Origin of the sequence: Acidiphilium acidophilum, from assembly GCF_033842475.1 — a bacterium.
GTDB classification, from domain to species: domain Bacteria; phylum Pseudomonadota; class Alphaproteobacteria; order Acetobacterales; family Acetobacteraceae; genus Acidiphilium; species Acidiphilium acidophilum.
In genome coordinates, this window is the sequence record NZ_JAWXYB010000018.1 from 389192 (window position 1) to 410934 (window position 21743).

The following is a 21743-nucleotide window of genomic DNA, read 5'->3' on the forward strand; positions in this document are numbered from 1 at the left end:
AAAGAAGCAAAAAAACTTTTGTAATTGGGGCTGTGCTGTTGAACAGGTCTGAGACCAAGTTGAAGAAAGTTTTTTGCTTCTTTTTTCCAAAAAAGAAGCGCTCGCTTGACTTGTCTTCGATCAGCACCCGGACGGCCTCAGATCGAGGGCGAGGCGGGTTTCGAGGGCGTGGCCGAGGGCGAGGAGCGGGGTTTCGTCGAACAGGCGGCCCCAGAGGCTGATCGAGTGGGGGACGCGGTGGGTTGTGCTGGTTGCGGCGGTTTTCGTGCCGGCGAGGGTATCGGCGATGCGGCTGGGGGAGTGGATGAAGCCGGCGGGCAGGCAGAGGCAGGGGTGGCCGGTGAAGTTGGTGATGCCGAGCATCGGGCCGGCGAGGCTGGGGCCGATCAGGATGTCGATTTCGGTGAAGATGTCGTTCATGACCTGCATGGTGCGGCGGCGGAGGCGGTCGAGCTGGATGTGGTCGACCGCGGAGAGCAGGCGGGCGGCGCGGAACTGGTTGGGCCAGGCGTTTTCGTCCTGCCAGGTGAGGAGGTCGTCGCGGTCGCTGAGGGTGAGGGGCTCGAAGGTGGCGGCGGCTTCGGCCATCAGGATCGAGCTCAGGCTGTCATAGGGCAGGTCGGGGCGGCGGCAGGCGGTGGGGGTGAGGCCGAGGGCGCGGCAATGGTCGAGGAGTTCCGGGGTGATCGTGTCGTCGGTTGCGATGTCGTCGGGGAAATAGCCGAGGCGGAGGTTGGCGGGGAGGGTGCGGAGGTCGCCGCCGAAGGAGGAGGCGATGCTGGAGGGGTCGGAGGGGTCGGCGCCGTTGATGGTGGCGAGGATGAGGGCGCAATCGGTGGTGGTGCGGGCGATCGGGCCGATTTTATCGAGGCTGGGGCAGAGCGGCATGGTGCCGGTGCGGGCGATGCGGCCGAAGGTGGGGCGCAGGCCGGTGGTGCCGCAGCGGGTGGTGGGCGAGACGATCGAGCCGTAGGTTTCGGTGCCGAGGGCGAAGCTGCAGAGCCCGGCGGCGGTGGCGGCGGCGGAACCGGCGGAGGAGCCGGACGAGCCTTCCTCGGGATTCCACGGGTTGCGGGTGCGGCCACCGTGCCAGAGGTCGCCATAGGCGAGGGCGCCGACGGTGGATTTGCCGAGCAGGATCGCGCCGGCGGCGTGGAGGCGCTGGACCACGAGCGCGTCGGTGTCCGGGGTGCGGCCCTGATAGGGTTCGGCACCCCAATCGGTGATGATGCCTGCCGTGTCGATGATGTCCTTGCAGGCGTAGGGGATGCCGTGGAGCGGGCCGGCCCAGGCGCCGGTGGCGGCGCGGGCATCGAGGTGGGCCGCGTGATCGAGGGCGGCGGGGTTGAGGCGGGCGTAGCAGAGGAGAGCGGGGTTCTGGCGGGCGATACGGTCGAGGTAGATCCGGGTCAGGCGGGTGGCGGTGAGGGCGCCGGTGCGGAGCCAGTGGATTTGCGCGGTGACCGGGGCGAAGGCGATTTCGGTGTCGTCGGTGGGGCAGGGGATTTCGGTTCGGGGGAGATGGAGGGCAGCGGGTGCGGGCATGGTGGTGCCGGGGAGGCGGGGATCGAAGATGGTGGCGGGCGGGATGTCGGAGAGCGGGATGGGCATGGCGCGGCGGGCGGCGGCGTGGGCGATCTGGTTGGCGATCGCGGGGGCGAGGAGGGTGCGTTCGGCCGGGGTGAAGCTGACACCCAGGGTGCGTTCGGCACCTTCGATGTCGCGGTTCGTGACGATGGGGCCGGCCGACTGATCCATGCGATGCTCCTGCAACCTCTGCGTCAGTAGCATAAGGGTGTTGCGGGACAGGGCAAGCGGGATGTTGGCCTTGCAAATGTTGGCCTTGCATTGGGGGGGAAGGTGTGCGAGAGGGCGCGCTCCCTGCCGGGTACGTGGCATCGTGCGCGGCTATGCCCGTTTCCATGGGGGAAATTGGTGCGTTCATCAGTGATGGTCGCGCCGGGGCTGAAGCAACCCATAGGGGGTATCATGCCGTTATATGAATGCGTGCTGATTGCGCGCAGCGAAATCACGCAGCAGCAGGTCGATGTGATCGCGGATGACATCACCACCCAGCTCGAAGGCGAGGGCGGTGCGGTCAGGAAGCGGGAATATTGGGGGCTGCGCAACCTCGCTTACCGGATCAAGAAGAATCGCAAGGGGCATTACGTTCTGCTCGGGCTGGAGGCTGAATCGGCTTCGGTCAACGAGATGGAGCGTTTGCTCGGGCTGAACGAGGACGTTCTGCGGTTCATGACCCTGCGGGTCGAGGAAATCGAGGAAGCGCCGTCGGCACCGCTGGCGCGTCGCGGCGATGACCGTGAGCGTGAACGCGGGTTCCGCGGGCCGAAGCCCGCCGGGCGGTTCGATAGTGGCCGCCGCCGTGGTCCTGAGGACCGTGAGGAATTCCGCGCCCGTGACGAGTTCCGCACCGATCGCGATGACGATCTGGTCGAGGAGGATTGAGCTATGTCGAGCACGACTGACGATACCGAAGTCAACCCCGGCGCCCGTCGCGCCGCCGTTGGCGCCCGCCGCCCGTTCTATCGCCGCCGCAAGGCCTGCCCGTTTTCGGGCGCCGGGGCACCGAAGATCGATTACAAGGACGTGCGGCTACTGTCGCGCTTCCTGTCCGAGCGTGGCAAGATCGTGCCGAGCCGGATCACGGCGGTTTCCGCCAAGAAGCAGCGCGAACTCGCGCGCGCCATCAAGCGCGCCCGGTTCCTCGCCCTGCTGCCCTACGTGGTCGATTGAGGAGCACGCAACATGGCACAAGTCGAACTGATCCTGCTCCAGCGCGTCGAGAAACTCGGCCAGATGGGCGAAGTGGTCAAAGTCAAACCCGGTTATGCCCGCAATTTCCTGCTCCCGCAGGCCAAGGCGGTTCGTGCGACCAAGAACAACCGCGAACGCTTCGAGCGTGAGCGGGTGCAATTGGAGGCGCAGAACATCAAGCGCCGGGGCGAGGCCGAGCGTCTGGCCGAGCGGGTGCATGGGCTGTCGGTGGTTCTGATCCGTCAGGCCAGCGATGCCGGGTCGCTCTATGGGTCGGTCACCGGGCGGGATATCGCGGATGGCTGCGTGGCCGGTGGTCTGACGATCGATCGGGACCAGGTGCTGCTCGACCACCCGATCAAGACGCTCGGGCTGGCGACGGTGCGAGTGGCTCTTCACCCGGAAGTGATCATGACCGTGACCGTCAATGTCGCGCGCAGCACCGAGGAGGCCGACAAGCAGGCCCGTGGTGAGGCGCTCACGCGCGATGAGGACGAGTACGAGATGGAAGCGACCTTCGAGGACGACGAGTCCAGCGAAACCGCCTGAACCCGGGCGGGTTCAGGACGAGAAAGACAGCGCCGGGGTCAGTCCCCGGCGTTTTTTTATGTCCGGTGCGGGTGAGCTTCGGGCAGGTGCGCTTCGGGCGGGGTCGTTTCGGTGGCTGATATGTAAATCGGGCAGCACTCATACCCTTTCAAGCCCCTTTTTTCGACCCCGCGATATACCTAAATCATGAAAAGGTTAAGCTTTCGTGATGAGGTGGGCGATGCGCGGGATGTTGAACAAGCTGTTGGCCCGGTTGATCGTGTACGGCGAACTCGATGTCATCTGGCCGGACGGAACGGCGAGCCATTACGCGGGTGAGCCGGGTCCCACCGCCACCATTGCGATCCATGACGATGCGACGGTGCGCCGCCTTGCGTTCGGACCCGGGATGGCGCTCGGCGAAGGGTATATGGATGGGACGATCACCCCGGTCGATTGTTCGATCCACGATGTTCTCCATGTGTTGATGGCGAGCGTGGAACGGGCCGAACGGGATGTGCCGCTGTTGCGTGCGCAGGCGGTGTTCAACCGGGCGGCGCGTCCGCTGGTTCAGATCAACGATGCCCGCAAGGCCCGGCGGAACGTGGCGCATCATTACGATCTGAACGGGCGGCTCTATTCGCTGTTTCTGGATCGTGACCGGCAGTATTCCTGCGGCTATTTTCCGCGCGGGGATGAGACCATCGATGAGGCGCAGATTGCCAAGAAGCGCCATATCGCGGCCAAGCTGATGCTCGACCGCCCGGACCTCACCGTGCTCGATATCGGCTGCGGCTGGGGCGGGATGGCGCTGACGCTGGCACGGGATTATGGCGCGCGGGTGACCGGGATTACGCTTTCGGTCGAGCAGCTCAACGAGGCGCGAAGCCGGGCGCAGGCGGAGGGGCTTGCGGAGCGGGTGACGTTCGAGTTGATGGATTATCGAAATATGAACCGGACGTTCGACCGCATCGTGTCGGTGGGGATGTTCGAGCATGTCGGGCTGCCGAATTATCAGGCGTATTTCGACACGATCAAGCGCTGTCTGCATCCTGACGGTGTCGCTCTCGTCCATGCGATCGGACGGTTCGACGGGCCGGCGGGGACCAGCCCGTGGCTGGCGAAGTATATATTCCCCGGCGGGTATTCGCCGTCGCTGTCGGAAGTGTTCGGGCCGGTCGAGCGGTCGGGGCTGCGCTCGACCGATATCGAGATCCTGCGGCTGCATTACGCGAAGACGTTAAACCACTGGCGCAAACGTTTCGCGGCCAACCGCGATACCATTGCTTCGCTCTACGACGAACGGTTCTGCCGGATGTTCGAATTCTATCTTTCAGGGTCCGAACTCGCCTTTGCCGTGCAGGACCACATGGTATTCCAACTCCAGCTTGCCCGCCGTCAGGATGCCGTGCCTCTGACGCGCGATTACATCACCGAGACCGAACGCAAAGCCGCCCGCCAGACAGCATAGGCGGCACCGGCCCAGACTAAAAAAAGTTTTTTGGTTCTTTTTTACAAAAAAGAACCGCTTTTATCTGTCCTATCCTGACGTTCCCCTGTCACACCACTAGCGCCCGCAGCGTTGCCGCATCAGGCCGCGCGCCGATCTGGCTGATCGCGGCGGCGGCGGCGGCGCTGGCGAGGCGTGCGCATTCGGGCAGGGGTTGGTTTTTCGCAAGTGCGGCGAGGAAGCCGGCGGCGTAGGCGTCGCCTGCGCCGGTGGTGTCGACCACGGTGGCGGGGGCGGCTTTTTCGTGGTGGCGGGTTGCGCCCTGGATGACGACACTGCCGGCTTCGCTACGGGTGAGGACGGCGAGGGGGATGGTTTGGGCGGCGATGTTGGCGGCGCTGTCGAATTCGTTCTGTTCGAACAGGGCGCAGATTTCGACTTCGTTGGCGAACAGGATGTCGACGCTGGTGAGCAGATCGAGGAAGCCGGCGCGGTGGCGGTCGACGCAGAAGGCATCGGAGAGGGACAGGGCGACTTTGCGCCCGGCGGCGCGGGCGATCGCGGCGGCTTTGCGGAAGGCGGCCTGGGCGTGCGGCGGGTCGAACAGGTAGCCTTCGAGGTAGAGAATTTCGGCGTCGGCGATGGCGGATTCGTCGAGATCGGCTTCGGAGAATTCGACGCAGGCACCGAGATAGGTGTTCATGGTGCGCTGGCCGTCCGACGTGACGAGGATGAGGCAGCGGGCTGTGGGGGCGCTGGTGGCGGCGCGGGCGGTGGGAAAATCAACGCCGATGGCTGCGAGGTCGGCGGCGAAGGCGTGGCCGAGGGCATCGTCCGCGACTTTGCCGAGAAAGGCGACGCGGGCGCCGAGACCGGCGGCGACGGCGCAACTGTTGGCGACCGAACCGCCTGAGGCGGTTTTGCCCTGGGGCATGGCGGCGGAGAGGCGTTCGGCGGTGGCGGCGTCGATCAGGGCCATGCTGGATTTGCGCATGTCGTGCCGGTCGAGAAAATCGTCGGTGGTGAGGGCGAGGACGTCGACGATGGCGTTGCCGATGCCGATGATGTCGTAGCGTGCGCTCATGCGGAACTCCTGGCCGGACGATGATGGGATCGGGCTGCGCGTAGCATCGGCGGTGGTGAGATGCCAGACCGTGCTGGCATATGACCGGAACATGGACGGAATCTCGATTTCAGATGGACGAGAGATTGCGGTTCGGCAACTTGATGGGTTTGCGGAACCTTGGGGATAAAAGAGGGTTTTTTCGGGTTCAGCGATTGTCGGTGCGGCAGGGCGCGTGCTAGCTGCGCTGAGCGCGAAGCGAGCGGAGGGTTCATGATCAGTTTCAGAAAACGCGACGAGCAGCCGACCTCGACCAAAGCGGATGACACGCCCGGCGCGACGGGACCGGATGGCGCAGCGCGCGTGCCGGGTTCCGATGACGGCCTGAGCATGCCGCCGTTTCGGCCCGCAGTACCGGGTTCCGCACGAAATTCCCCCGAATCGACCGAACAGGAGATGTCCATGGCACGATCACCGTTTGCCCCGACCCAGCCGACCCCGGCGCAGCCGACGCCGCCCGCCTCGCCGCTGAGCGGTGCGACGTTCCGCCCGACGGTGGGGCCGCGCGCCGAGAATGCGGAGCGGCGGACCCTGGTGGTGGGGCGCGGGATTTCCGTGCAGGGCGTGGTGCAGGATGCCGAGCGGCTCGTGGTCGAAGGCACCGTCGAGGCGACCATGATCAAGGCGACCGAACTCTCCATCACGCAGGGCGGGGTGTTCAAGGGTGAGGTCGAGGTCGAGGAGGCGGAGATCGCCGGGACGATCGACGGGACGCTGACCGCGCGGCATGCGCTGATCGTGCGCGCGACCGGGCGGGTTCTGGGCACTGCGCGCTGCCGCCGCCTGCAGGTCGAGGATGGTGGGCAGATCACCGGGCGGATCGAGATGATCACCGAAGGCGCCGCCGCTTCGGAATGAGGCTGCGGACGCGGGTTGCGGTGCTGCTGCTGGCGACCGGCCTCGCCGGTTGCAGCGCGGGGCCGCGCCCGGTTGCGGCGGCGGCAACCGGGACGGCGGTGCCGGTGACGCTGGTGGGCACCTCGGCCGAAGGGTTGCAGGCCGATCTCGGCAAGCCGGCGTTGCGGCGGATCGATGGGTCGGCGCAGGTGTGGCTCTACGATTCCTCGGTCTGCCGGCTCAATGTGATTTTGTACCCTGGGCCGACCGGCGTGCCCGCAGTGAGCGCGGCGATGCCGTTGCCGCGTGGGGTTTCGCAATCCTCCTGCGTGGCGAGCTTGATGCGCGAACGGGGGGATGGGCGGGTTTGAAGTGCGGGACCGCGCCTATAATTTGAGATTGCTTTCGTTGGGCCGGTTTGTTGTCCCGGTAATCCCCAGGGAGCCGGGAATGGACTGCCCCAGAAGCGGCATCATGGAAAGCGCGGGGTAGTCGCCGGGACTTCACCGCGGAAATCCCGGGGGCGAGGGGGGCGTCTCAGGCGCGCGGGGACTGGTTGAGAGGCCGCCAAGGGGGCGCAATACTTGGCAAGAGGTGATGGGTCAGAGACATCAGCCCTCATCAGGCCAGAAATCGGGACTTTTGATCTGGTCGAAGGTCCAGGGGCAGACGGCGGGAAAGGCTGATTCGAGCAAGCCTGTTTCAGCGCCGGCTTCGATCAACGCGTTACCGTAGGCTTGATCGAGAACTTGCGGCAGGATGGCTTTCAAGCTTGGGTTGTCGTTCATATGCACAGCGAGATCGCGGCGTTGCACGCGGATAGTCGCTTGCCATGATGCGCCCCTGCGGCCTGGCTGGTATTGCCATTTGAGCAGGTGAAGCAGGAGCACCGTCAGGCGGCTGGTGAGTTCGCGCTTTTCGGTTTTGCCCATGCTCTCAATCTCTTCGGCGACATGTTCGATATCCGCCTCGGACAGACGGCCGGCGCGCAGGAGGGCTGCCTGTTCATTTGCCCAGGCGTAAAAATCGTGGTCGTAGAGGGTGGAATTGCTCATTCGGAGTGCTCCGCAAGGAAGGCGCGCGATTGGTTCTTTTTCCAGATCAGATGAAGATATCTGCAAAATTTTTCGGCTTTTCCGGCTGGAAAGTCAACGAGAATGAGGGTGTCTGCATCATAGCTGGCGTGGAAGCTTTCAGACAACGTATTGATTTGGAGGGCTATTTTCTCCGGCAGGGAACTGAGGCAACGCAAGGTCTTCTTTTCTGTAGAAAAGAAGCAAAAGACTTTTGTTTGTTCGGGTTGTGGGTGGGGGTGGGGATGGGGCGGCGGCCGATTCCGCTTGTCTGGCATGGCGGGGCCGGGGCTGGTAGATGAGCGTCAACGAGAGATCGGAGGACGCATGAGCGGTTTGAAGGTCGCGGTCCAGATGGACCCGATGGAGAGCATCGATATCGATGGGGATTCGAGTTTCGCGCTGATGCTCGAAGCGCAGACGCGCGGGCATGCGCTGTGGCACTATCGGGTGCCGGATATGTGGCTGGAAGCGGGGGTGCTGCGCGCGCGGGTGCGCAAGGTGACGGTGCGGCGCGAGCGCGGGGCGCATTTCACCGCCGGTGAGACCGAGGTGATCGACCTTGCTTCGATGGATGTGGTGCTGATGCGCCAGGACCCGCCCTTCGACATGGCGTATATCACCGCGACGCATCTGCTCGAACATATCCATCCGCGCACGCTGGTGGTGAACGACCCGGCTTCGGTGCGCAATGCGCCGGAGAAACTGCTGGTGATGGAGTTTCCCGACCTGATGCCGCCGACCATGATCGCATGGGACCGGGCGGCGGTGCGGGATTTCCGGGCGCGCTACAAGGACATCATCGTCAAGCCGCTGTTCGGCAATGGCGGCGCGGGGATTTTCCGTATCAAGCCGGATGATGAGAATCTGGGCGCGCTGATGGACATGCATTTCGGGGTTTCACGCGAGCCGCTGATGATCCAGCGCTACGAGCCGGCGGTGCGGGCGGGGGACAAGCGGATCATTCTGATCGACGGCGAGGCGATGGGCGCGATCAACCGGGTGCCGGTGGACGGCGATGCGCGCTCGAACATGCATGCCGGCGGGGTGGCGCGGCCGACCACGATGACGGCACGGGATCACGAGATCTGCGCGCGGATCGGGCCGACGCTCAAGGAACGCGGGTTGATGTTCACCGGGATCGACGTGATCGGGGATTACCTGACCGAGATCAATGTGACATCGCCGACCGGGATTCAGCAGGTCGCGCGGTTCGGCGGGGCGGATCTGGCGGCGGCGATCTGGGACCGGATCGAGGCGAAGCGGGCAGGGCAAGATCGGGTGGGCCAGGATCGGGTGGGCCAGGATCGGGCGGGATAGATTCAGTCGTCGGTGGGGGCGAATTCCACGTCCCGGTGGACGTGGATCGACATCAGGACGCCGAAGCCGAGCATGACCGCGGTGAGGGCCGAGCCGCCGTAGGAGACCAGCGGCAGCGGGACGCCGCCGACCGGGATCAGGCCCATCACCATCGCGAGATTGACGAAGCAGTAGAGGAACAGGTTGGTCGCGATGCCGAGGGCGGCGAGGCGGCCGAACTGGTGATGGCAGCGCAGCGCGGTGTAGACCGCCATTGCAACCATCGAGAACAGGATGCCGAGCAGGACCAGCGAGCCGGCGAAGCCGAATTCCTCGGCGATGATGGTGAAGACGAAATCGGTCTGTTTTTCGGGCAGGAAGTTGAGCTGGTTCTGCGTGCCGTGCAGGAAGCCTTGACCCCACATGCCGCCCGAGCCGAGGGCGATCTTGGATTGGATGATGTTGTAGCCGGCACCCAGCGGGTCGCGCCCCGGGTGGAGGAAGGTGAGGATGCGCTCTTTCTGGTAGCCGTGCAGATGGGCGTAGGCGAAGGGCGCGATGATGGCGACCAAAGCGATCACGATGGCGAATTTCCACCAGCGCACGCCGGCGCCGAGCAGGATGGCGGCGCCGATGCTCATGGTGATGACGGCGGTGCCGAGATTGGGCTCCTTGAGGATGAGGGCGGCGGGAACCAGAATGGCGAGGACCGGCGGGATCAGGAATAGCGGGTTGCCGACGCGCTCGTAGCTGGCGCGCTGGAACCACGAGGCGAGGGCGAGGGCGAGGAACAGCTTCATGAGTTCGGAAGGCTGGACATGGACGCCGCCGACATCGAGCCAGCGCTTGGCGCCGAGGCCGACATGGCCGAATTTCCAGACTGCGAGGAGAAGGACGATGCCGAGGCCGTAGAGCGGCCAGGCGAGTTTGGCGATGATGCGGATATCGATCATGGCGATCGCGATCATCATGATGAGGGCGGCGAAGAAGCGCTCGATCTGCGGGGTGGCATAGGGCTGGCCGTGGCCGCCGGCGGCGGAGTAGAGCGCGGCGTAGCCGATACCGGCGAGGGCGCAGCAGGCGAGCACGAACAGCCAGTTCACCCGGAGCAGCTTGGTCGCGATGCCGAAGGAGCGATCGTAGTGCGGGCGATCGATCTTGCGGAAGAGTGAGGTGTTCATGGCGGGCGGTCCCGTGCGGTGTCGTGCGCGATGTTTAGTCCCGGGCTGGGTGTTTGCAAAATCGGCGGATGGGTGGGACGGGGTGTTGGCGATGACCGCTCTGGCGGGTTGTGCGGTCAGTGCGGTGGCGGGCCGGGTGTGAAGATCGGGTCAGCCGGTTGCGCGGGCGGCGCGTTGGGCGAGGCCGAGCAGGGTTTGGCGGGCGATCGCCTCAGGGACGCTGCCGGTGCGTTTGCAGTCGGCTTCGGCGCGGCGGGCGCGGTCGATCGCGGCGAGGATGGCCTCTTCGCGCCAGAGGGTCGCGGCCTTGATCGCGGTGGGCTGGCGGCGGAAGAATACCGGGGGGCGGCGACCGGCGATCGCGTCGCGCGGGGATGCGCCGCGGGCGATGGCTTCGGCGGTGAGGCGCAGGCCGGACAACTCGGTAAGCAGGACCCGCAGGATCGCGACGGGGGCGGCGCCTTCATCGATCGCGAGGCCGATGGCGTGGTCGGCGGCGCGCGGATTGCCGGCGAGGGCTGCGTCGATCGCGTCGATCATCGAGGCGGTGCCCTGATCGTCGAGCACGGCGTCGATATCGGCGAGGGTGAGGGTGCCGTTGGGGCCGGCGTAGAGGATCAGGCGTTCGGCGGCATCGGCCAGCGCCCCGGATTCGCCGCCGAGGCGGCTGGCGGCGAGGGTGATGGCGTCGCGCGCGATGGTGACCCCGGCGCTGCGCAGCGCGGCTTCGAGGGCCGGGCCGCGCGCGGCGGCATCCGGCGTGTAGCAGGCGATCGCGGCGGCTTCGGGGTGTTTTTCCGCGAGGGTGCGGAGTTTGGAGCGGCCATTGAGATCGCCGCCGGTCGCGATGATCAGGGCATCGCCTTTGGCGGCGAGGGCGGCTTCGAAGGCGGGGGCCTGCTTGTCCCCGACATCGCGGATCAGGACGATTTTGCGGCCGCCGCCGAAAGCCTGGGCGCTGGCTTCCTCGGGGAGGCGGTCGGCGTGATCGGCATCGAGCTCGGCGAGGCGGAACGGGTCGTCGAGCGAGCCGGCGATGCGTTTGGCCAGGGTGCGGGCGCGGTCGGTGATCAGGGAGGTGTCCTGGCCGTAGATCAGGACGAGGCGGGTGGAACCGGGGTTGGCGAGGTGGGGGTCGGCGAGGAAGCGGTCGGCCTGACGGGCATCGAGCTTCATCGGGCCGGACAGGGGGCCGAAGCGGGGGCGGGTGCCATGTTCAGCTCCCGGCGGCGGGATGGGCGCGCAGGTAGATGGCGAGTTGGGCGGTGATCTGGTGGGCGATTTCGCGGGCGAGCTGGTGGCGCATGACGCCATTGTCGAGCGTCGCCTGGAAATACTGGTTGTCGATGACGTTCTCGGCATCCATCGCGGAGGCGGTGCCCTTGGCGACGGGGATGGTGCGGTTGCCCTCGGGGGTGAGGGTCCATTGCGCGGTGGCGAGGTAGCGGTTGCGGGTGTTCGAACTGTCTTGCTGGATGCCGATGATCTGGACGTTGATGCTGTAGCTGACCGCGAGGTGGTAGCGGTAGTAGCTCGGCGCGCCGGCCCGCTGGAGATCGGATTCGAGGGCCTCGCGCAGGAGCTGGCCCTGGCGGTCCGGGATCAGGCCGATATCTACTTCATCGAGCCGTGCCGCCACGGTCGCCGATTGGCCGTGCTGCGGACCGTAGAGCGGGTGAAAGCCGCAGGCCGAGAGGGCGAGGACGCAGGGAAGGGCGAGGAGTTTACGCACGGATCACGAAATTCAGGATGCGGTCCGGCACATGGATGCGCTTGACGATGGTGGCACCGGCGAGGGCTTGGGCGATTTTGGGCTCGGCCATGGCGGTGGCGATGGCGGTTTCGGCGTCCGCGCCGACCGGGAGGTCGATGGTGCCGCGGAGTTTGCCCATGATCTGGACCGCGAGGGTGACGCTGTCGCGGCGGAGCAGGTCCGGCTCGGCGGTGAGCCAGGGCAGGGTGGCGACCAGACCGGCGCCGGGTTCGAGCAGGGCGTAGGCTTCCTCGGCGACATGGGGGATGATCGGGGCGGCGAGGCGGATCAGGGCTTCCACCGCCTCGCGCCGCGCTGCGGTGAGGCCCAAGGCCACGCCGGGGGTCGCGCGGGTTTCGGAATCGGTGATGGCGTTGCTGAGTTCGTGCAGCCTTGCGATGGCGACGTTGAAGGCGAAATCATCGATCGCCTGGGTGACGCCGGCGATGGCGCGATGGGTGGCCTGGCGGAGTTTGCGGGCCTCGCCGCTGGCGTGACCGAGCGGAGTGGCATCGGCGGGCGCATCGGCGATGGTACGGGCGAGGCGGTAGAGTTTCTGGACGAAGCGGAAGGCGCCCTGGGCACCAGCCTCGGTCCATTCGACATCGCGTTCCGGGGGATTGTCCGACAAGGTGAACCAGCGGGCGGCATCCGCGCCGAACCGCTCGATCACGGCGCTGGGATCGACCGTGTTGCGGCGGGATTTCGACATTTTCTCGTTGGGGCCGACGATAACGCGGGCCCCGTTGCTGGTTGCCGTGCCGTCCGGATGTTTGACGACCTCGTCGGGGTAGAGCCAGCGCCCGTCTTCGGTGCGGTAGCTTTCATGGGTGACCATGCCCTGAGTGAACAGGCCGGCAAAGGGTTCATCGACCCCGACATGGCCGAGCCGGTGCATCGCGCGGGTGAAGAAGCGGGCGTAGAGCAAATGCAGGATCGCGTGTTCGATGCCGCCGATATATTGATCGACCGGCATCCAGTGCTTCGTGGCGGCGGCATCGGTCGGCGTGGTGGCGTGCGGGGCGCAGAAGCGGGCGAAGTACCAGGAACTGTCCACGAAAGTGTCGAACGTGTCGGTCTCGCGCAGGGCGGGCGCGCCGCATTGCGGGCAGGCGACGTGTTTCCAGGTGGGATGATGGTCGAGCGCGTTGCCCGGCCGGTCGAACGGGAGGTTGTCGGGCAGGAGGACGGGCAGGTCTTTGGCGGGGACCGGGACGGTGCCGCAGACCTCGCAATGGATCACCGGGATCGGGCAGCCCCAGGCGCGCTGGCGCGAGACGCCCCAGTCGCGCAGGCGCCAGTTGACCACGCCCTGGCCGATGCCGCGCGATTCCAGCTCGGCGATGACGCGGCGCTTGGCGGCGGCGACGTCGAGCCCGGTGAGGAAATCCGAATTGACGATGATGCCGTCGCCGGTCAGGGCGGTATTATCCACGTCGCCCGGTTCGCTGCCTTTGGGGGCGACGACCGGGGTGACGGCGAGGGCGTATTTGCGGGCGAAATCGAGGTCGCGCTGGTCGTGCGCGGGGCAGCCGAAGATGGCGCCGGTGCCGTATTCCATCAGGACGAAATTGGCGATCCAGATCGGGTAGGTTGCGTCGGTGAAGGGGTGGCGGACGCGCAGCCCGGTGTCGAACCCGCGTTTTTCGGCGGCTTCGATCGCGGCTTCGGAGGTGCCGTTGCTCTGGCATTCGGCGATGAAGGCTGCGGCATCGGGATTGGTCGCGGCGAGTGCCGTCGCCAGCGGATGGTCGGGCGCGATGGCGAGGAAGCTCATGCCGAACAACGTGTCCGGCCGGGTGGTGTAGACCTTGACGGTGGCGATGCCGTCGAGCGGAGTGGCGAGCGCGAAGGTGACGTTGGCCCCTTCGCTGCGGCCGATCCAGTTGCGCTGCATGGTGCGGACGCGTTCAGGCCAGCGGTCCAGCGTGTCGAGTCCGGCGAGGAGGTCTTCGGCGAAGTCGGTGATCTTGAAGAACCATTGGCGCAGCTTGCGCTTTTCGACCGGGGCGCCGGATTTCCAGCCGCGACCGTCGATCACCTGTTCGTTGGCGAGCACGGTGAGGTCGACCGGGTCCCAGTTGACCGCGGATTCCCGGCGGTAGGCGAGGCCGGCGCGCCAGAAATCGAGGAAGATTTTCTGTTGCTGGCCGTAATAATCGGGGTCGCAGGTGGCGAATTCGCGCGACCAGTCGAAGGAGAGGCCGACGCGTTTGAGATCGTCGCGCATCGCCGCGATGTTCTCGCGGGTCCATTGCGCGGGGTCGACGCCGCGTTCGCGGGCGGCGTTTTCGGCGGGCAGGCCGAACGCGTCCCACCCCATCGGGTGCAGGACGTCGTAGCCTTGCGCGCGGCGGGCGCGGGCGACGACATCGCCGATCGCGTAGTTGCGGACGTGGCCGATATGGATTTTCCCCGAAGGATAGGGGAACATTTCCAGCACGTAGGATTTCGGTTTGGTGGAATCCGGCGTGTCAGTGGTGGCGAAACAGCCTGCTGCCGCCCACGCCGCCTGCCAGCGCGGCTCGGCGGTGCGGAAATCGTAAGCGTGATCGGAGGACGCGTCGGGCGCTAGATCGGGCTGGTTCTGGTCCATCGGCTCAGCCGTTCAACTGTCCGGCGGCCTTGAGCTGGGCGGCGCGCGCCAGGATGCGGTCTTCGATGCCGTTGGCGGTGGCGGGATCGACCGGCTGATCGACCCATTCGCCGCCCTGACGGGACTGGCGGAAGACCGAGACTTTCAAGTCGTTGGCCGAGAGCATGCTGCCCAGCACATAGGCGGTGGCCTTGAAGCGCTCGTTGGGCGTGGCGGGCGGGGAATACCAGTCCGTGATGATGACGCCGGCGAACGGATCGGCCGAGGCGAGCGGCATGAAGCTCAGCGTGTCGAGCGAGGCGCGCCAGAGATAGGCGTTGACCGCGACGCCGCTGGCGGTGCCGGCAGGGGCGGTTTTGGTGCCGCCGCCGAGGGTGAGCAGGTCGCCGATGCCGCCGCTGCTGGCGGCACCGTCCATCGAAGGCGGCGTGTATTCGGTTTGCGACGAATTGATCTGGCTGGCCTGGAGCGGTTTTGAATTGCTGCACGAGGCGAGGCCGAGCGCACAGACCGCGGCGAGGGCGATGCCGGTGGCCGGGTTGAAGCGCCGGGTCGAAATATTGCTATGGGGCCGCACGTTCATCTCCGCTCGGTCGCGCCAGGAAGTCTGAGCGACAATCTGGGGTGTTTAGCGTTGCCGGGGGCTGCCGCCAAGGGCAGGGTGGGCGGGCAGGTTCCGCTTCGGTCGTGGTTCATGAAAAAAGGGTGACGGCAGAACCGTCACCCTCTTCATCGATGACTGATCGGCGGGCGATCAGATTACCATTTGAGGGCGGCGCCGACGCCGATCGCCTGGCTGTGGGTACGGTCGTAGGCGGCGCTGTAACCGGTCTGGCCGACGACGGTGTTGTTCGCGAAGTCGAACCCGTATTGCTTGCGCTGGCCGTAGAGGTAGGTGACGAAGAAGCCGAGGTTCGGGGTGACCGCGTAGTTGGCACCGAGGGCGACACCGTTATCCTGTTCGGTGCGGGCGACGTTGTTGGTTGCCTGATGGCCGCCGGCGCTCTGGTTGCTGAAGTAGTAGCCGCCGACGGTGATCGGGCCGGCATTGTATTCGGCGCTGATCATGTAGTCGAAGGCGCTGCGCTGGCCAGGGGCGAGGAAGGTGTAGCCGTTATTGACCTGACCGTCCTTGACATTGGCGCCAAGGATAAAGCCGGCATAGGTGACCTGACCGCCGATCGTGGCGATGCCCATGCGCTTGTACTCGGTGATCGGGGTGCGTGAACCGGTCTGCGGTGAAACGATGGTTTCGAACGGAACGCCGGTGCTGTTGCCGATCGGCGAGGACATGATGTAACCGCCCGAGACCTTCACGCCGACGCCGCTGAACAGGCCGGTGTATTGCAGCATGGCGTCGAGCGTGTTCTTGCGGCGGGCGTTGCCGACGCCGCCGGGGGCGCTGGCGAGGGCGGCGCAGGTTGTCGATGCAACCACGCAGGTCGCGTCGCCTTCCTTGATGCCGTTGGAGTTCGGCTCGAAGCCGACGCCGAAATTGAAGCCGGCGAGATCGGGCGACAGATAGACGACCTTGAGCGTGGTGTAGAGCACGCTGGTATCGGCGAACAGCCAGGTCGGGTAGGCTGCACCCGGGACCAGCGAGCCGATGCCGCCATCGGAGTTCCACTGATTGCCGTCACCGAAGTTTTCGATCACGCCATCCTGCATCAGGCTCCACGGACCGTCACCCTGGCCGATGCGGACGATGCCGGCCTTTTTCGTGCCGAAATAGGCGTAGGCGCGGCGGACGACCAGAGCTTCGACGCCGTTGCCGGTGACGCTGTTTTCCTGCATTCCCTGACCGGGGTTGGTGTAGGCATCGCGGATTTCCGAGGCGACACCGTATTCGAACCCGTTTTCGGTCATCGCATCGAAACCGGGATAGAGGCGAAGGAACCCGGCATTGGTGATCGGGTTCAGCTTGTTGTTGCCGTAGGAATTGACCGAGGAGCCGACATCGTCGAGCTGGTAGGTGAACAGGCCGTTCAGATGAACGACCAGCGTGCCGGGTGCGGGCGGCTTGGCGGCCTGGGCGTGGGCGGCACCGGTGGCACCGGCTACCATCGCTAACGTCGCGGCCGAGGCCAGCAGAAACTTGCGCATATCATCCTCCGTGAAACCGGTTGCCCGGGGTGAACCCTGTCGTCGATCTGGTTGGCGCTAACCCGCCAGCGTTTTGGTATCGGCCTCGTTCTGAGACACAGATCATTTACAACCGGGATAAAGGGCATTTTATCGGTTCAAAGCAACATCCCGGTGCGACCTGACGTGGTATTTTGAGGGGATGTTGTTTCGGAGCCACAGTATATGTCATCGCGATGACAGTAAGAATGATACGGGCAGGTTTCAGGGCCCGGCCAGCGCACCGATGGCGCCGGCACCGGCGCAGTGCCGACCCAGCGACCTGAGATTGTGGCCGGTCATGCCGCCTAATGCGATGGTTGGGATCGGACTGTGACGCGCGAGGGCGGCCCAGCGCACCGGGCCGAGGGCGGGTTCGCCGGGATGGCTCGATGTTGGATGGGCGGGGGAGATGAAAATTATGTTGGCCCCGGCGCGGCGTGCCGCGACGAGCTGGGCGCGATCGTGAACCGAGGCGGTGGTGAGATCGCCGCGATAGGCGGTGCGGGGGCGCGCGCCGCCGCGCAGGTGCAGACCGGCCCGGCAGGCGGCGGCGAGTCGCCAGTCGCCCGCGATCACCAGCGCGAGCCTGCGGGCACGGCAGATCCGCGCGATCCGGCGGGCGAGGCGGTTGCGGGCGGGAAATCCGTCATGCCGGAAGACGATCCCGGCGATGTCGCGCGGCAGGCGGGCGACGAGGCCGGCGAGGTCGGGGTGGTGCGCGGCATCGGTGAACAGGAACAGCGTGGGGAGGGTTGTGCGGCGGCGGCGCTTGACCGCGCGGGCCTGGCTGATCAGTTGTTGGTCCATGACCGATGATCAGCCGATTCCCGACCTTGCCGCAACCATTGCGGAGGTGCGCGCGCGGATCGAGCGGGCGGCGGCGGGGCGCGAGATCGGGCTGGTTGCGGTTTCCAAGACCAAGCCGGTTGCCGCGATCGAGGCGGCGATTGCGGCCGGGCAACTGGTGTTCGGTGAAAACCGGGTGCAGGAGGCGGCGTTGAAATTCACGCCGCTGCGGATTCCGTATGCCACGCTCGATCTGCATCTGATCGGGCCGTTGCAGACCAACAAGGCGCGCGACGCCGTGCTGTTGTTCGACCAGATCGAGACGCTCGACCGCCCGAAACTCGCGGATGCGCTGGCCACCGCCGCTGAGCGCGAGGGGACGCTCCCGAACCTGCTGGTGCAGGTCAATATCGGTGATGAGGCGCAGAAAGCCGGGGTGGCGCGGGCAGAGGCGGATGGGTTCATCCGCGCCATGCGGGCGCGGTTCGGCGAGGCGTTACGCGGGCTGATGGCGATCCCGCCGGTCGGGGTCGATCCCGCGCCGTATTTCCGCGATCTGGTGGCGATGGCGGATCATCACGGGTTGCCGATCCGCTCGATCGGGATGTCCGGCGATTTCGAGACGGCGATCGCCTGCGGGGCGACGCAGGTGCGGGTGGGGTCGGCGTTGTTTGGCGGGCGGTGAGGTCGGACGCCGACCATCACGTCACGATATTGATCCGGCAAAATTTGGCAAGCCTGCTTGGCGGCGCTTTGGGCTGAGCAGAAGAAAGCAAGGCCTTCTTTTTTTGCAAAAAAAAGAAGCAAAAAAACTTTGATTCATCAGGTCATCGAAGGTTCAACCCGCGACGGCCCAGTGAACAAAAGTTTTTTGCTTCTTTTTTACAAAAAAGAAGTCCTTACTGACTTAATGTCATACCGAGTAATACATCTCGAACTCGACCGGGTGCGGGGTGTGTTCGAAGCGGTACACTTCCGACCATTTCAGTTCGATGTAGCTTTCGATCTGTTCCTTGCTGAACACATCGCCGGCCAGCAGGAAGTCGTGGTCGGTGGCGAGGGCGCCGAGGGCTTCGCGCAGCGAGCCGCACACCGTCGGGATGCCTTTGAGTTCTTCCGGCGGCAGGTCGTAGAGGTCCTTGTCCATCGGGTCGCCGGGGTGGATCTTGTTCTTGATGCCGTCGAGCCCGGCCATCGCGATGGCGGAGTAGGCGAGGTAGGGGTTGGCCGAAGCATCGGGGAAGCGGACTTCGACGCGCTTGGCCTTCGGGTTGGTGGTGTAGGGAATCCGGCACGAGGCGGAGCGGTTGCGCGCCGAATAGGCCAGCAGCACCGGGGCTTCGAAGCCGGGGATCAGGCGTTTGTAGCTGTTGGTCGAGGGGTTGGTGAACGCGTTGATCGCCTTGGCGTGCTTGATGATGCCGCCGATGAAATAGAGGCACATTTCGGACAGGTCGGCATAGCCGTTGCCGGCGAACAGCGGCTTGCCGTTCTTCCAGATCGACTGGTGGGTGTGCATGCCGGAACCGTTATCGCCATAGATCGGCTTGGGCATGAAGGTCGCGGTCTTGCCGTAGGAATGGGCGACGTTGTGGACGCAGTATTTGTAGATCTGCATCTGGTCGGCCATTTTGGTCAGCGAGCCGAAGCGGGTGCCCAGTTCGTGCTGGCTCTGGGCGACTTCGTGATGGTGCTTTTCGATCGGCAGGCCCATTTCGCCCATGGTTGCGAGCATTTCGGCGCGCAGATCGCTTTCGGAATCGACCGGCGGGACCGGGAAATACCCGCCCTTGATGCCGGGGCGGTGGCCCATATTGCCTTCCGGATAGTCTTTCAGCGAGGAGCCGGGGCCTTCCATGCTGTCGATCTGGTACATGCCGAAATTGCCGCCGGTGCCGAACTTCACCGAGTCGAACACGAAGAATTCGGCTTCGGCGCCGACCACGATGGTATCGCCGATGCCGGTCGATTTCAGATAGGCCTCGACCCGCTTGGCGGTGCCGCGCGGATCGCGCGCATAGCCCATGCCCGTGGAGGGTTCGATGATGTCGCAGAACAGGATCATGCTCGGCTTGGCCGAGAACGGGTCCATCACCGCGGTTTCGGCATCCGGCATCAGGATCATGTCGGATTCGTTGATCGCCTTCCAGCCGGCGATCGAGGAACCGTCGAACATGATGCCGTCACGGAAGGCATCCTCGTCCATCGTGGAGATATGCTGCGAGGTATGCTGCCATTTGCCGCGCGGATCGGTGAACCGCAGGTCGATGTAATCGGCCCCGTTCTCCTTCATCATCGCGATCGCTTTGCTGATTGCATCTCCGCCGCCGCTGGGCTTTTTCGCCATTGTGGTCCTCACTGCTGGTCAGATTGAGATGCCGCACGACGCGGCATCGCCGGTTGGAAATTCAGATTGCCGCTTCGCCCTTCTCGCCGGTGCGGATTCGGATCACGTCCTCGATGGAGGAGACGAAGATCTTGCCGTCCCCGATCCGCCCGGTACGCGCGGCGTTGGTGATCGCCTCGATCGCCCGCTCCGCCACGTTGTCTTCGCAGATCACTTCGATCTTCACCTTGGGTAGAAAGTCGACCACGTATTCGGCGCCGCGATAAAGCTCGGTATGGCCCTTCTGACGGCCAAACCCTTTCGCTTCCATCACAGTGATGCCCTGAAGCCCAACCTCGTGCAAGGCTTCCTTCACCTCGTCCAGCTTGAACGGTTTGATAATCGCTTCGATTTTTTTCATCCGGTTCACGCCCGATCCGAGACGGGCACCCTCCTTGTTGCTGGTTCATCTCGGCGGGCAAAAGCACGCACCGCCCCTGACCGGGACGGCGTACCACTGATGCATGAGCCGTGCCAAACGCAGGCCACCCGCCTGCGCGCGCGGTTGCTCACGGGAGGGGCAGATTTCATGCCTAAAAAGCGGGCAATTCATGCCTAGAAATGAAACGTCACCTGCGAAACCCCTTGCCGATCCGGGCGTCGCCGCGATACTGGCAGGGTAGGCCAAGGAAGACGCGCTGTGAAATCGCCCAATTTTCTGCTCGACCAGATCGGAACCACCATTTTCACCGTGATGTCCGCGCTGGCGGTGCAGCACGGTGCGATCAATCTCGGTCAGGGGTTTCCCGACACCGATGGGCCGGACGATATCATCATGGCGGCGGCGGATGCGCTGAAGGATGGGCGCAACCAGTATCCGCCCCTGACCGGGGTGCCGGAACTGCGCGCGGCGGTTGCGGCGGCGAACCGGCGATTTTACGGCATCGAGGTCGATCCCGCATCGGAGGTCGTGGTGACCTCGGGGGCGACCGAGGCGATCACGGCCTGCCTGATGGCGCTGCTCAATCCCGGCGACGAGGTCGTGCTGATCGAGCCGCTGTATGACACCTATCTGCCGGTGGTGCGGATGCTGGGCGCGACCGCGCGGCTGGTGCGGCTCGAACCACCGGATTGGGTGCTGCCGCGCGCCGCACTGGAGGCGGCGTTCGGCCCGAAGACCAAGCTCCTGCTGCTCAATTCGCCGATGAACCCGACCGGGAAGGTGTTTTCCGCCGATGAACTCGGCTTCATCGCGGGCCTGCTGCATCGCCATGATGCCTATGCGGTGTGCGACGAGGTTTACGAGCATCTGATTTTCGACGGGCTGTCGCATCTGCCGCTGATGAGCCTGCCGGGGATGCGCGAGCGTTGTGCGCGGATCGGCAGCGCGGGGAAAACCTTCAGCCTCACCGGCTGGAAGATCGGCTACGTCACGGCGCCCGCGCACCTGGCGACCCTGATCGCGCGGGCCCATCAGAACCTGACCTTCACCACGCCGCCGAACCTGCAGCGGGCCGTAGCGATCGGGCTAGGCAAGGATGATGATTATTTCCTCGCCCTCGGACGCGACCTTGCCCGCAAGCGCGATCTGCTCGGCGCGGGGTTGCGCGGCATCGGGTTCGATGTGCTGGCGAGTTCGGGCTCGTATTTCATCACCGCCGATTTCAGCCCGCTGGGATTCGAGGGCGACGATGTCGCGTTCTGCCGGCATATCACCGAACATGCCGGGGTCGCGGCGATCCCGGTCTCGGCGTTCTACCCGGCGGACGCGCCAACCCGCTATGCGCGCTTCGCCGTCTGCAAACGCGATTCGGTGCTGCAGGAGGCGATTGCGCGGCTGGGGGCGCATTTCGCGGCGCGGCGGGCGGCGGAGTAGCCAGACGGAAGGTCAA

Annotated in this window: 22 protein-coding genes; 10 read left to right on the plus strand and 12 right to left on the minus strand. The window is 65.3% G+C overall.

Annotated features, from left to right (window positions below):
* Positions 1–120: 120 nt before the first annotated feature.
* Positions 121–1758, minus strand: coding sequence for an amidase (locus SIL87_RS04470; protein WP_319613004.1), 1638 nt, complete (start codon positions 1756–1758; stop codon positions 121–123).
* Between the two features lie 231 nt (positions 1759–1989).
* Between SIL87_RS04470 and rpsF the strand changes: the two genes are divergently transcribed.
* From rpsF to SIL87_RS04490, 4 genes are all read left to right on the plus strand, one after another.
* The gene (gene rpsF / locus SIL87_RS04475) at positions 1990–2466 is read left to right on the plus strand and encodes a 30S ribosomal protein S6 (protein WP_319613005.1); all 477 of its coding nucleotides are present in this window, start codon (positions 1990–1992) and stop codon (positions 2464–2466) included.
* A 3-nt stretch (positions 2467–2469) separates the two neighbouring features.
* Entirely contained in the window at positions 2470–2754 is a 285-nt protein-coding gene (gene rpsR, locus SIL87_RS04480) for a 30S ribosomal protein S18 (RefSeq protein WP_319613006.1), read from the plus strand.
* A 12-nt stretch (positions 2755–2766) separates the two neighbouring features.
* Entirely contained in the window at positions 2767–3324 is a 558-nt protein-coding gene (gene rplI / locus SIL87_RS04485) for a 50S ribosomal protein L9 (protein WP_319613007.1), read from the plus strand.
* A 220-nt stretch (positions 3325–3544) separates the two neighbouring features.
* The gene (locus tag SIL87_RS04490; protein ID WP_319613008.1) at positions 3545–4774 is read left to right on the plus strand and encodes an SAM-dependent methyltransferase; all 1230 of its coding nucleotides are present in this window, start codon (positions 3545–3547) and stop codon (positions 4772–4774) included.
* A gap of 88 nt (positions 4775–4862) precedes the next feature.
* Here SIL87_RS04490 and SIL87_RS04495 read toward each other — a convergent pair whose 3' ends face one another.
* Positions 4863–5837 carry an adenosine kinase gene (locus SIL87_RS04495; RefSeq protein WP_319615905.1) on the minus strand — a complete coding sequence of 325 codons (975 nt, stop codon included), beginning with the start codon at positions 5835–5837 and terminating at the stop codon, positions 4863–4865.
* Between the two features lie 252 nt (positions 5838–6089).
* Here SIL87_RS04495 and SIL87_RS04500 point away from each other — a divergent pair, with 252 nt between their 5' ends.
* Positions 6090–6734: a bactofilin family protein gene (locus SIL87_RS04500; RefSeq protein ID WP_319613009.1), complete on the plus strand. Its 645-nt coding sequence runs from the start codon at positions 6090–6092 to the stop codon at positions 6732–6734.
* Positions 6731–7084, plus strand: a complete 354-nt coding sequence (locus tag SIL87_RS04505) for a hypothetical protein (protein ID WP_319613010.1) — start codon at positions 6731–6733, stop codon at positions 7082–7084. Before SIL87_RS04500 ends, SIL87_RS04505 begins: the two co-directional genes overlap by 4 nt.
* A gap of 240 nt (positions 7085–7324) precedes the next feature.
* On the opposite strand, the gene SIL87_RS04510 is transcribed toward SIL87_RS04505, so the two are convergent.
* Positions 7325–7768, minus strand: coding sequence for a DUF29 domain-containing protein (locus SIL87_RS04510; RefSeq protein ID WP_319613011.1), 444 nt, complete (start codon positions 7766–7768; stop codon positions 7325–7327).
* Positions 7769–7773: 5 nt separating this feature from the next.
* On the opposite strand from SIL87_RS04510, the gene SIL87_RS04515 reads away from it, so the two are divergent.
* Together SIL87_RS04515 and gshB are read left to right on the plus strand one after the other, a co-directional pair.
* A complete protein-coding gene (locus SIL87_RS04515; protein WP_319613012.1) occupies positions 7774–8088 on the plus strand; it encodes a hypothetical protein in 315 nt (104 codons plus the stop codon).
* 25 nt (positions 8089–8113) lie between these two features.
* Complete coding sequence (gene gshB / locus SIL87_RS04520; protein WP_319613013.1) at positions 8114–9106, plus strand: glutathione synthase; 993 nt, start codon at positions 8114–8116, stop codon at positions 9104–9106.
* Positions 9107–9108: 2 nt separating this feature from the next.
* Here the strand turns inward: gshB and rodA are convergent, their stop codons facing one another.
* From rodA to SIL87_RS04555, 7 genes are all read right to left on the minus strand, one after another.
* Complete coding sequence (rodA, locus tag SIL87_RS04525; RefSeq protein WP_319613014.1) at positions 9109–10266, minus strand: rod shape-determining protein RodA; 1158 nt, start codon at positions 10264–10266, stop codon at positions 9109–9111.
* A gap of 150 nt (positions 10267–10416) precedes the next feature.
* Positions 10417–11442 carry a DNA polymerase III subunit delta gene (gene holA / locus SIL87_RS04530; RefSeq protein WP_319613015.1) on the minus strand — a complete coding sequence of 342 codons (1026 nt, stop codon included), beginning with the start codon at positions 11440–11442 and terminating at the stop codon, positions 10417–10419.
* Positions 11443–11482: 40 nt separating this feature from the next.
* Positions 11483–11998 (minus strand): LPS assembly lipoprotein LptE, encoded by a 516-nt coding sequence (gene lptE, locus SIL87_RS04535; RefSeq protein ID WP_319613016.1) that lies wholly within the window; start codon positions 11996–11998, stop codon positions 11483–11485.
* Positions 11991–14615 (minus strand): leucine--tRNA ligase, encoded by a 2625-nt coding sequence (gene leuS, locus SIL87_RS04540; protein WP_319613017.1) that lies wholly within the window; start codon positions 14613–14615, stop codon positions 11991–11993. Before leuS ends, lptE begins: the two co-directional genes overlap by 8 nt.
* Before the next feature lie 4 nt (positions 14616–14619).
* Positions 14620–15192, minus strand: coding sequence for a DUF3576 domain-containing protein (locus tag SIL87_RS04545; RefSeq protein ID WP_405055211.1), 573 nt, complete (start codon positions 15190–15192; stop codon positions 14620–14622).
* Between the two features lie 182 nt (positions 15193–15374).
* A complete protein-coding gene (locus SIL87_RS04550) occupies positions 15375–16718 on the minus strand; it encodes a porin family protein (RefSeq protein ID WP_319613018.1) in 1344 nt (447 codons plus the stop codon).
* Positions 16719–16961: 243 nt separating this feature from the next.
* Entirely contained in the window at positions 16962–17546 is a 585-nt protein-coding gene (locus SIL87_RS04555) for a thiamine phosphate synthase (protein WP_319613019.1), read from the minus strand.
* On the opposite strand from SIL87_RS04555, the gene SIL87_RS04560 reads away from it, so the two are divergent.
* A complete protein-coding gene (locus SIL87_RS04560; protein ID WP_319613020.1) occupies positions 17545–18210 on the plus strand; it encodes a YggS family pyridoxal phosphate-dependent enzyme in 666 nt (221 codons plus the stop codon). The genes SIL87_RS04555 and SIL87_RS04560 overlap by 2 nt on opposite strands.
* A gap of 228 nt (positions 18211–18438) precedes the next feature.
* Here the strand turns inward: SIL87_RS04560 and glnA are convergent, their stop codons facing one another.
* Together glnA and SIL87_RS04570 are read right to left on the minus strand one after the other, a co-directional pair.
* Positions 18439–19872, minus strand: coding sequence for a type I glutamate--ammonia ligase (glnA, locus tag SIL87_RS04565; RefSeq protein ID WP_319613021.1), 1434 nt, complete (start codon positions 19870–19872; stop codon positions 18439–18441).
* Positions 19873–19933: 61 nt separating this feature from the next.
* Positions 19934–20272, minus strand: coding sequence for a P-II family nitrogen regulator (locus SIL87_RS04570; protein ID WP_319615907.1), 339 nt, complete (start codon positions 20270–20272; stop codon positions 19934–19936).
* A 279-nt stretch (positions 20273–20551) separates the two neighbouring features.
* On the opposite strand from SIL87_RS04570, the gene SIL87_RS04575 reads away from it, so the two are divergent.
* Positions 20552–21727, plus strand: coding sequence for an aminotransferase (locus SIL87_RS04575; RefSeq protein ID WP_319613022.1), 1176 nt, complete (start codon positions 20552–20554; stop codon positions 21725–21727).
* Positions 21728–21743: the final 16 nt, after the last annotated feature.

Coding starts and splice junctions, on each gene's coding strand:
- gshB (WP_319613013.1), top strand. CDS start 8,114: ATGAGCGGTTTGAAGGTCGCGGTCCAGATGGACCCGATGGAGAGCATC.
- SIL87_RS04505 (WP_319613010.1), top strand. CDS start 6,731: ATGAGGCTGCGGACGCGGGTTGCGGTGCTGCTGCTGGCGACCGGCCTC.
- leuS (WP_319613017.1), bottom strand. CDS start 14,615: ATGGACCAGAACCAGCCCGATCTAGCGCCCGACGCGTCCTCCGATCAC.
- holA (WP_319613015.1), bottom strand. CDS start 11,442: ATGAAGCTCGATGCCCGTCAGGCCGACCGCTTCCTCGCCGACCCCCAC.
- SIL87_RS04570 (WP_319615907.1), bottom strand. CDS start 20,272: ATGAAAAAAATCGAAGCGATTATCAAACCGTTCAAGCTGGACGAGGTG.
- rodA (WP_319613014.1), bottom strand. CDS start 10,266: ATGAACACCTCACTCTTCCGCAAGATCGATCGCCCGCACTACGATCGC.
- SIL87_RS04510 (WP_319613011.1), bottom strand. CDS start 7,768: ATGAGCAATTCCACCCTCTACGACCACGATTTTTACGCCTGGGCAAAT.
- SIL87_RS04555 (WP_319613019.1), bottom strand. CDS start 17,546: ATGGACCAACAACTGATCAGCCAGGCCCGCGCGGTCAAGCGCCGCCGC.
- SIL87_RS04490 (WP_319613008.1), top strand. CDS start 3,545: ATGCGCGGGATGTTGAACAAGCTGTTGGCCCGGTTGATCGTGTACGGC.
- rpsR (WP_319613006.1), top strand. CDS start 2,470: ATGTCGAGCACGACTGACGATACCGAAGTCAACCCCGGCGCCCGTCGC.
- SIL87_RS04550 (WP_319613018.1), bottom strand. CDS start 16,718: ATGCGCAAGTTTCTGCTGGCCTCGGCCGCGACGTTAGCGATGGTAGCC.
- SIL87_RS04495 (WP_319615905.1), bottom strand. CDS start 5,837: ATGAGCGCACGCTACGACATCATCGGCATCGGCAACGCCATCGTCGAC.
- rplI (WP_319613007.1), top strand. CDS start 2,767: ATGGCACAAGTCGAACTGATCCTGCTCCAGCGCGTCGAGAAACTCGGC.
- rpsF (WP_319613005.1), top strand. CDS start 1,990: ATGCCGTTATATGAATGCGTGCTGATTGCGCGCAGCGAAATCACGCAG.
- SIL87_RS04470 (WP_319613004.1), bottom strand. CDS start 1,758: ATGGATCAGTCGGCCGGCCCCATCGTCACGAACCGCGACATCGAAGGT.
- glnA (WP_319613021.1), bottom strand. CDS start 19,872: ATGGCGAAAAAGCCCAGCGGCGGCGGAGATGCAATCAGCAAAGCGATC.
- SIL87_RS04500 (WP_319613009.1), top strand. CDS start 6,090: ATGATCAGTTTCAGAAAACGCGACGAGCAGCCGACCTCGACCAAAGCG.
- SIL87_RS04560 (WP_319613020.1), top strand. CDS start 17,545: ATGACCGATGATCAGCCGATTCCCGACCTTGCCGCAACCATTGCGGAG.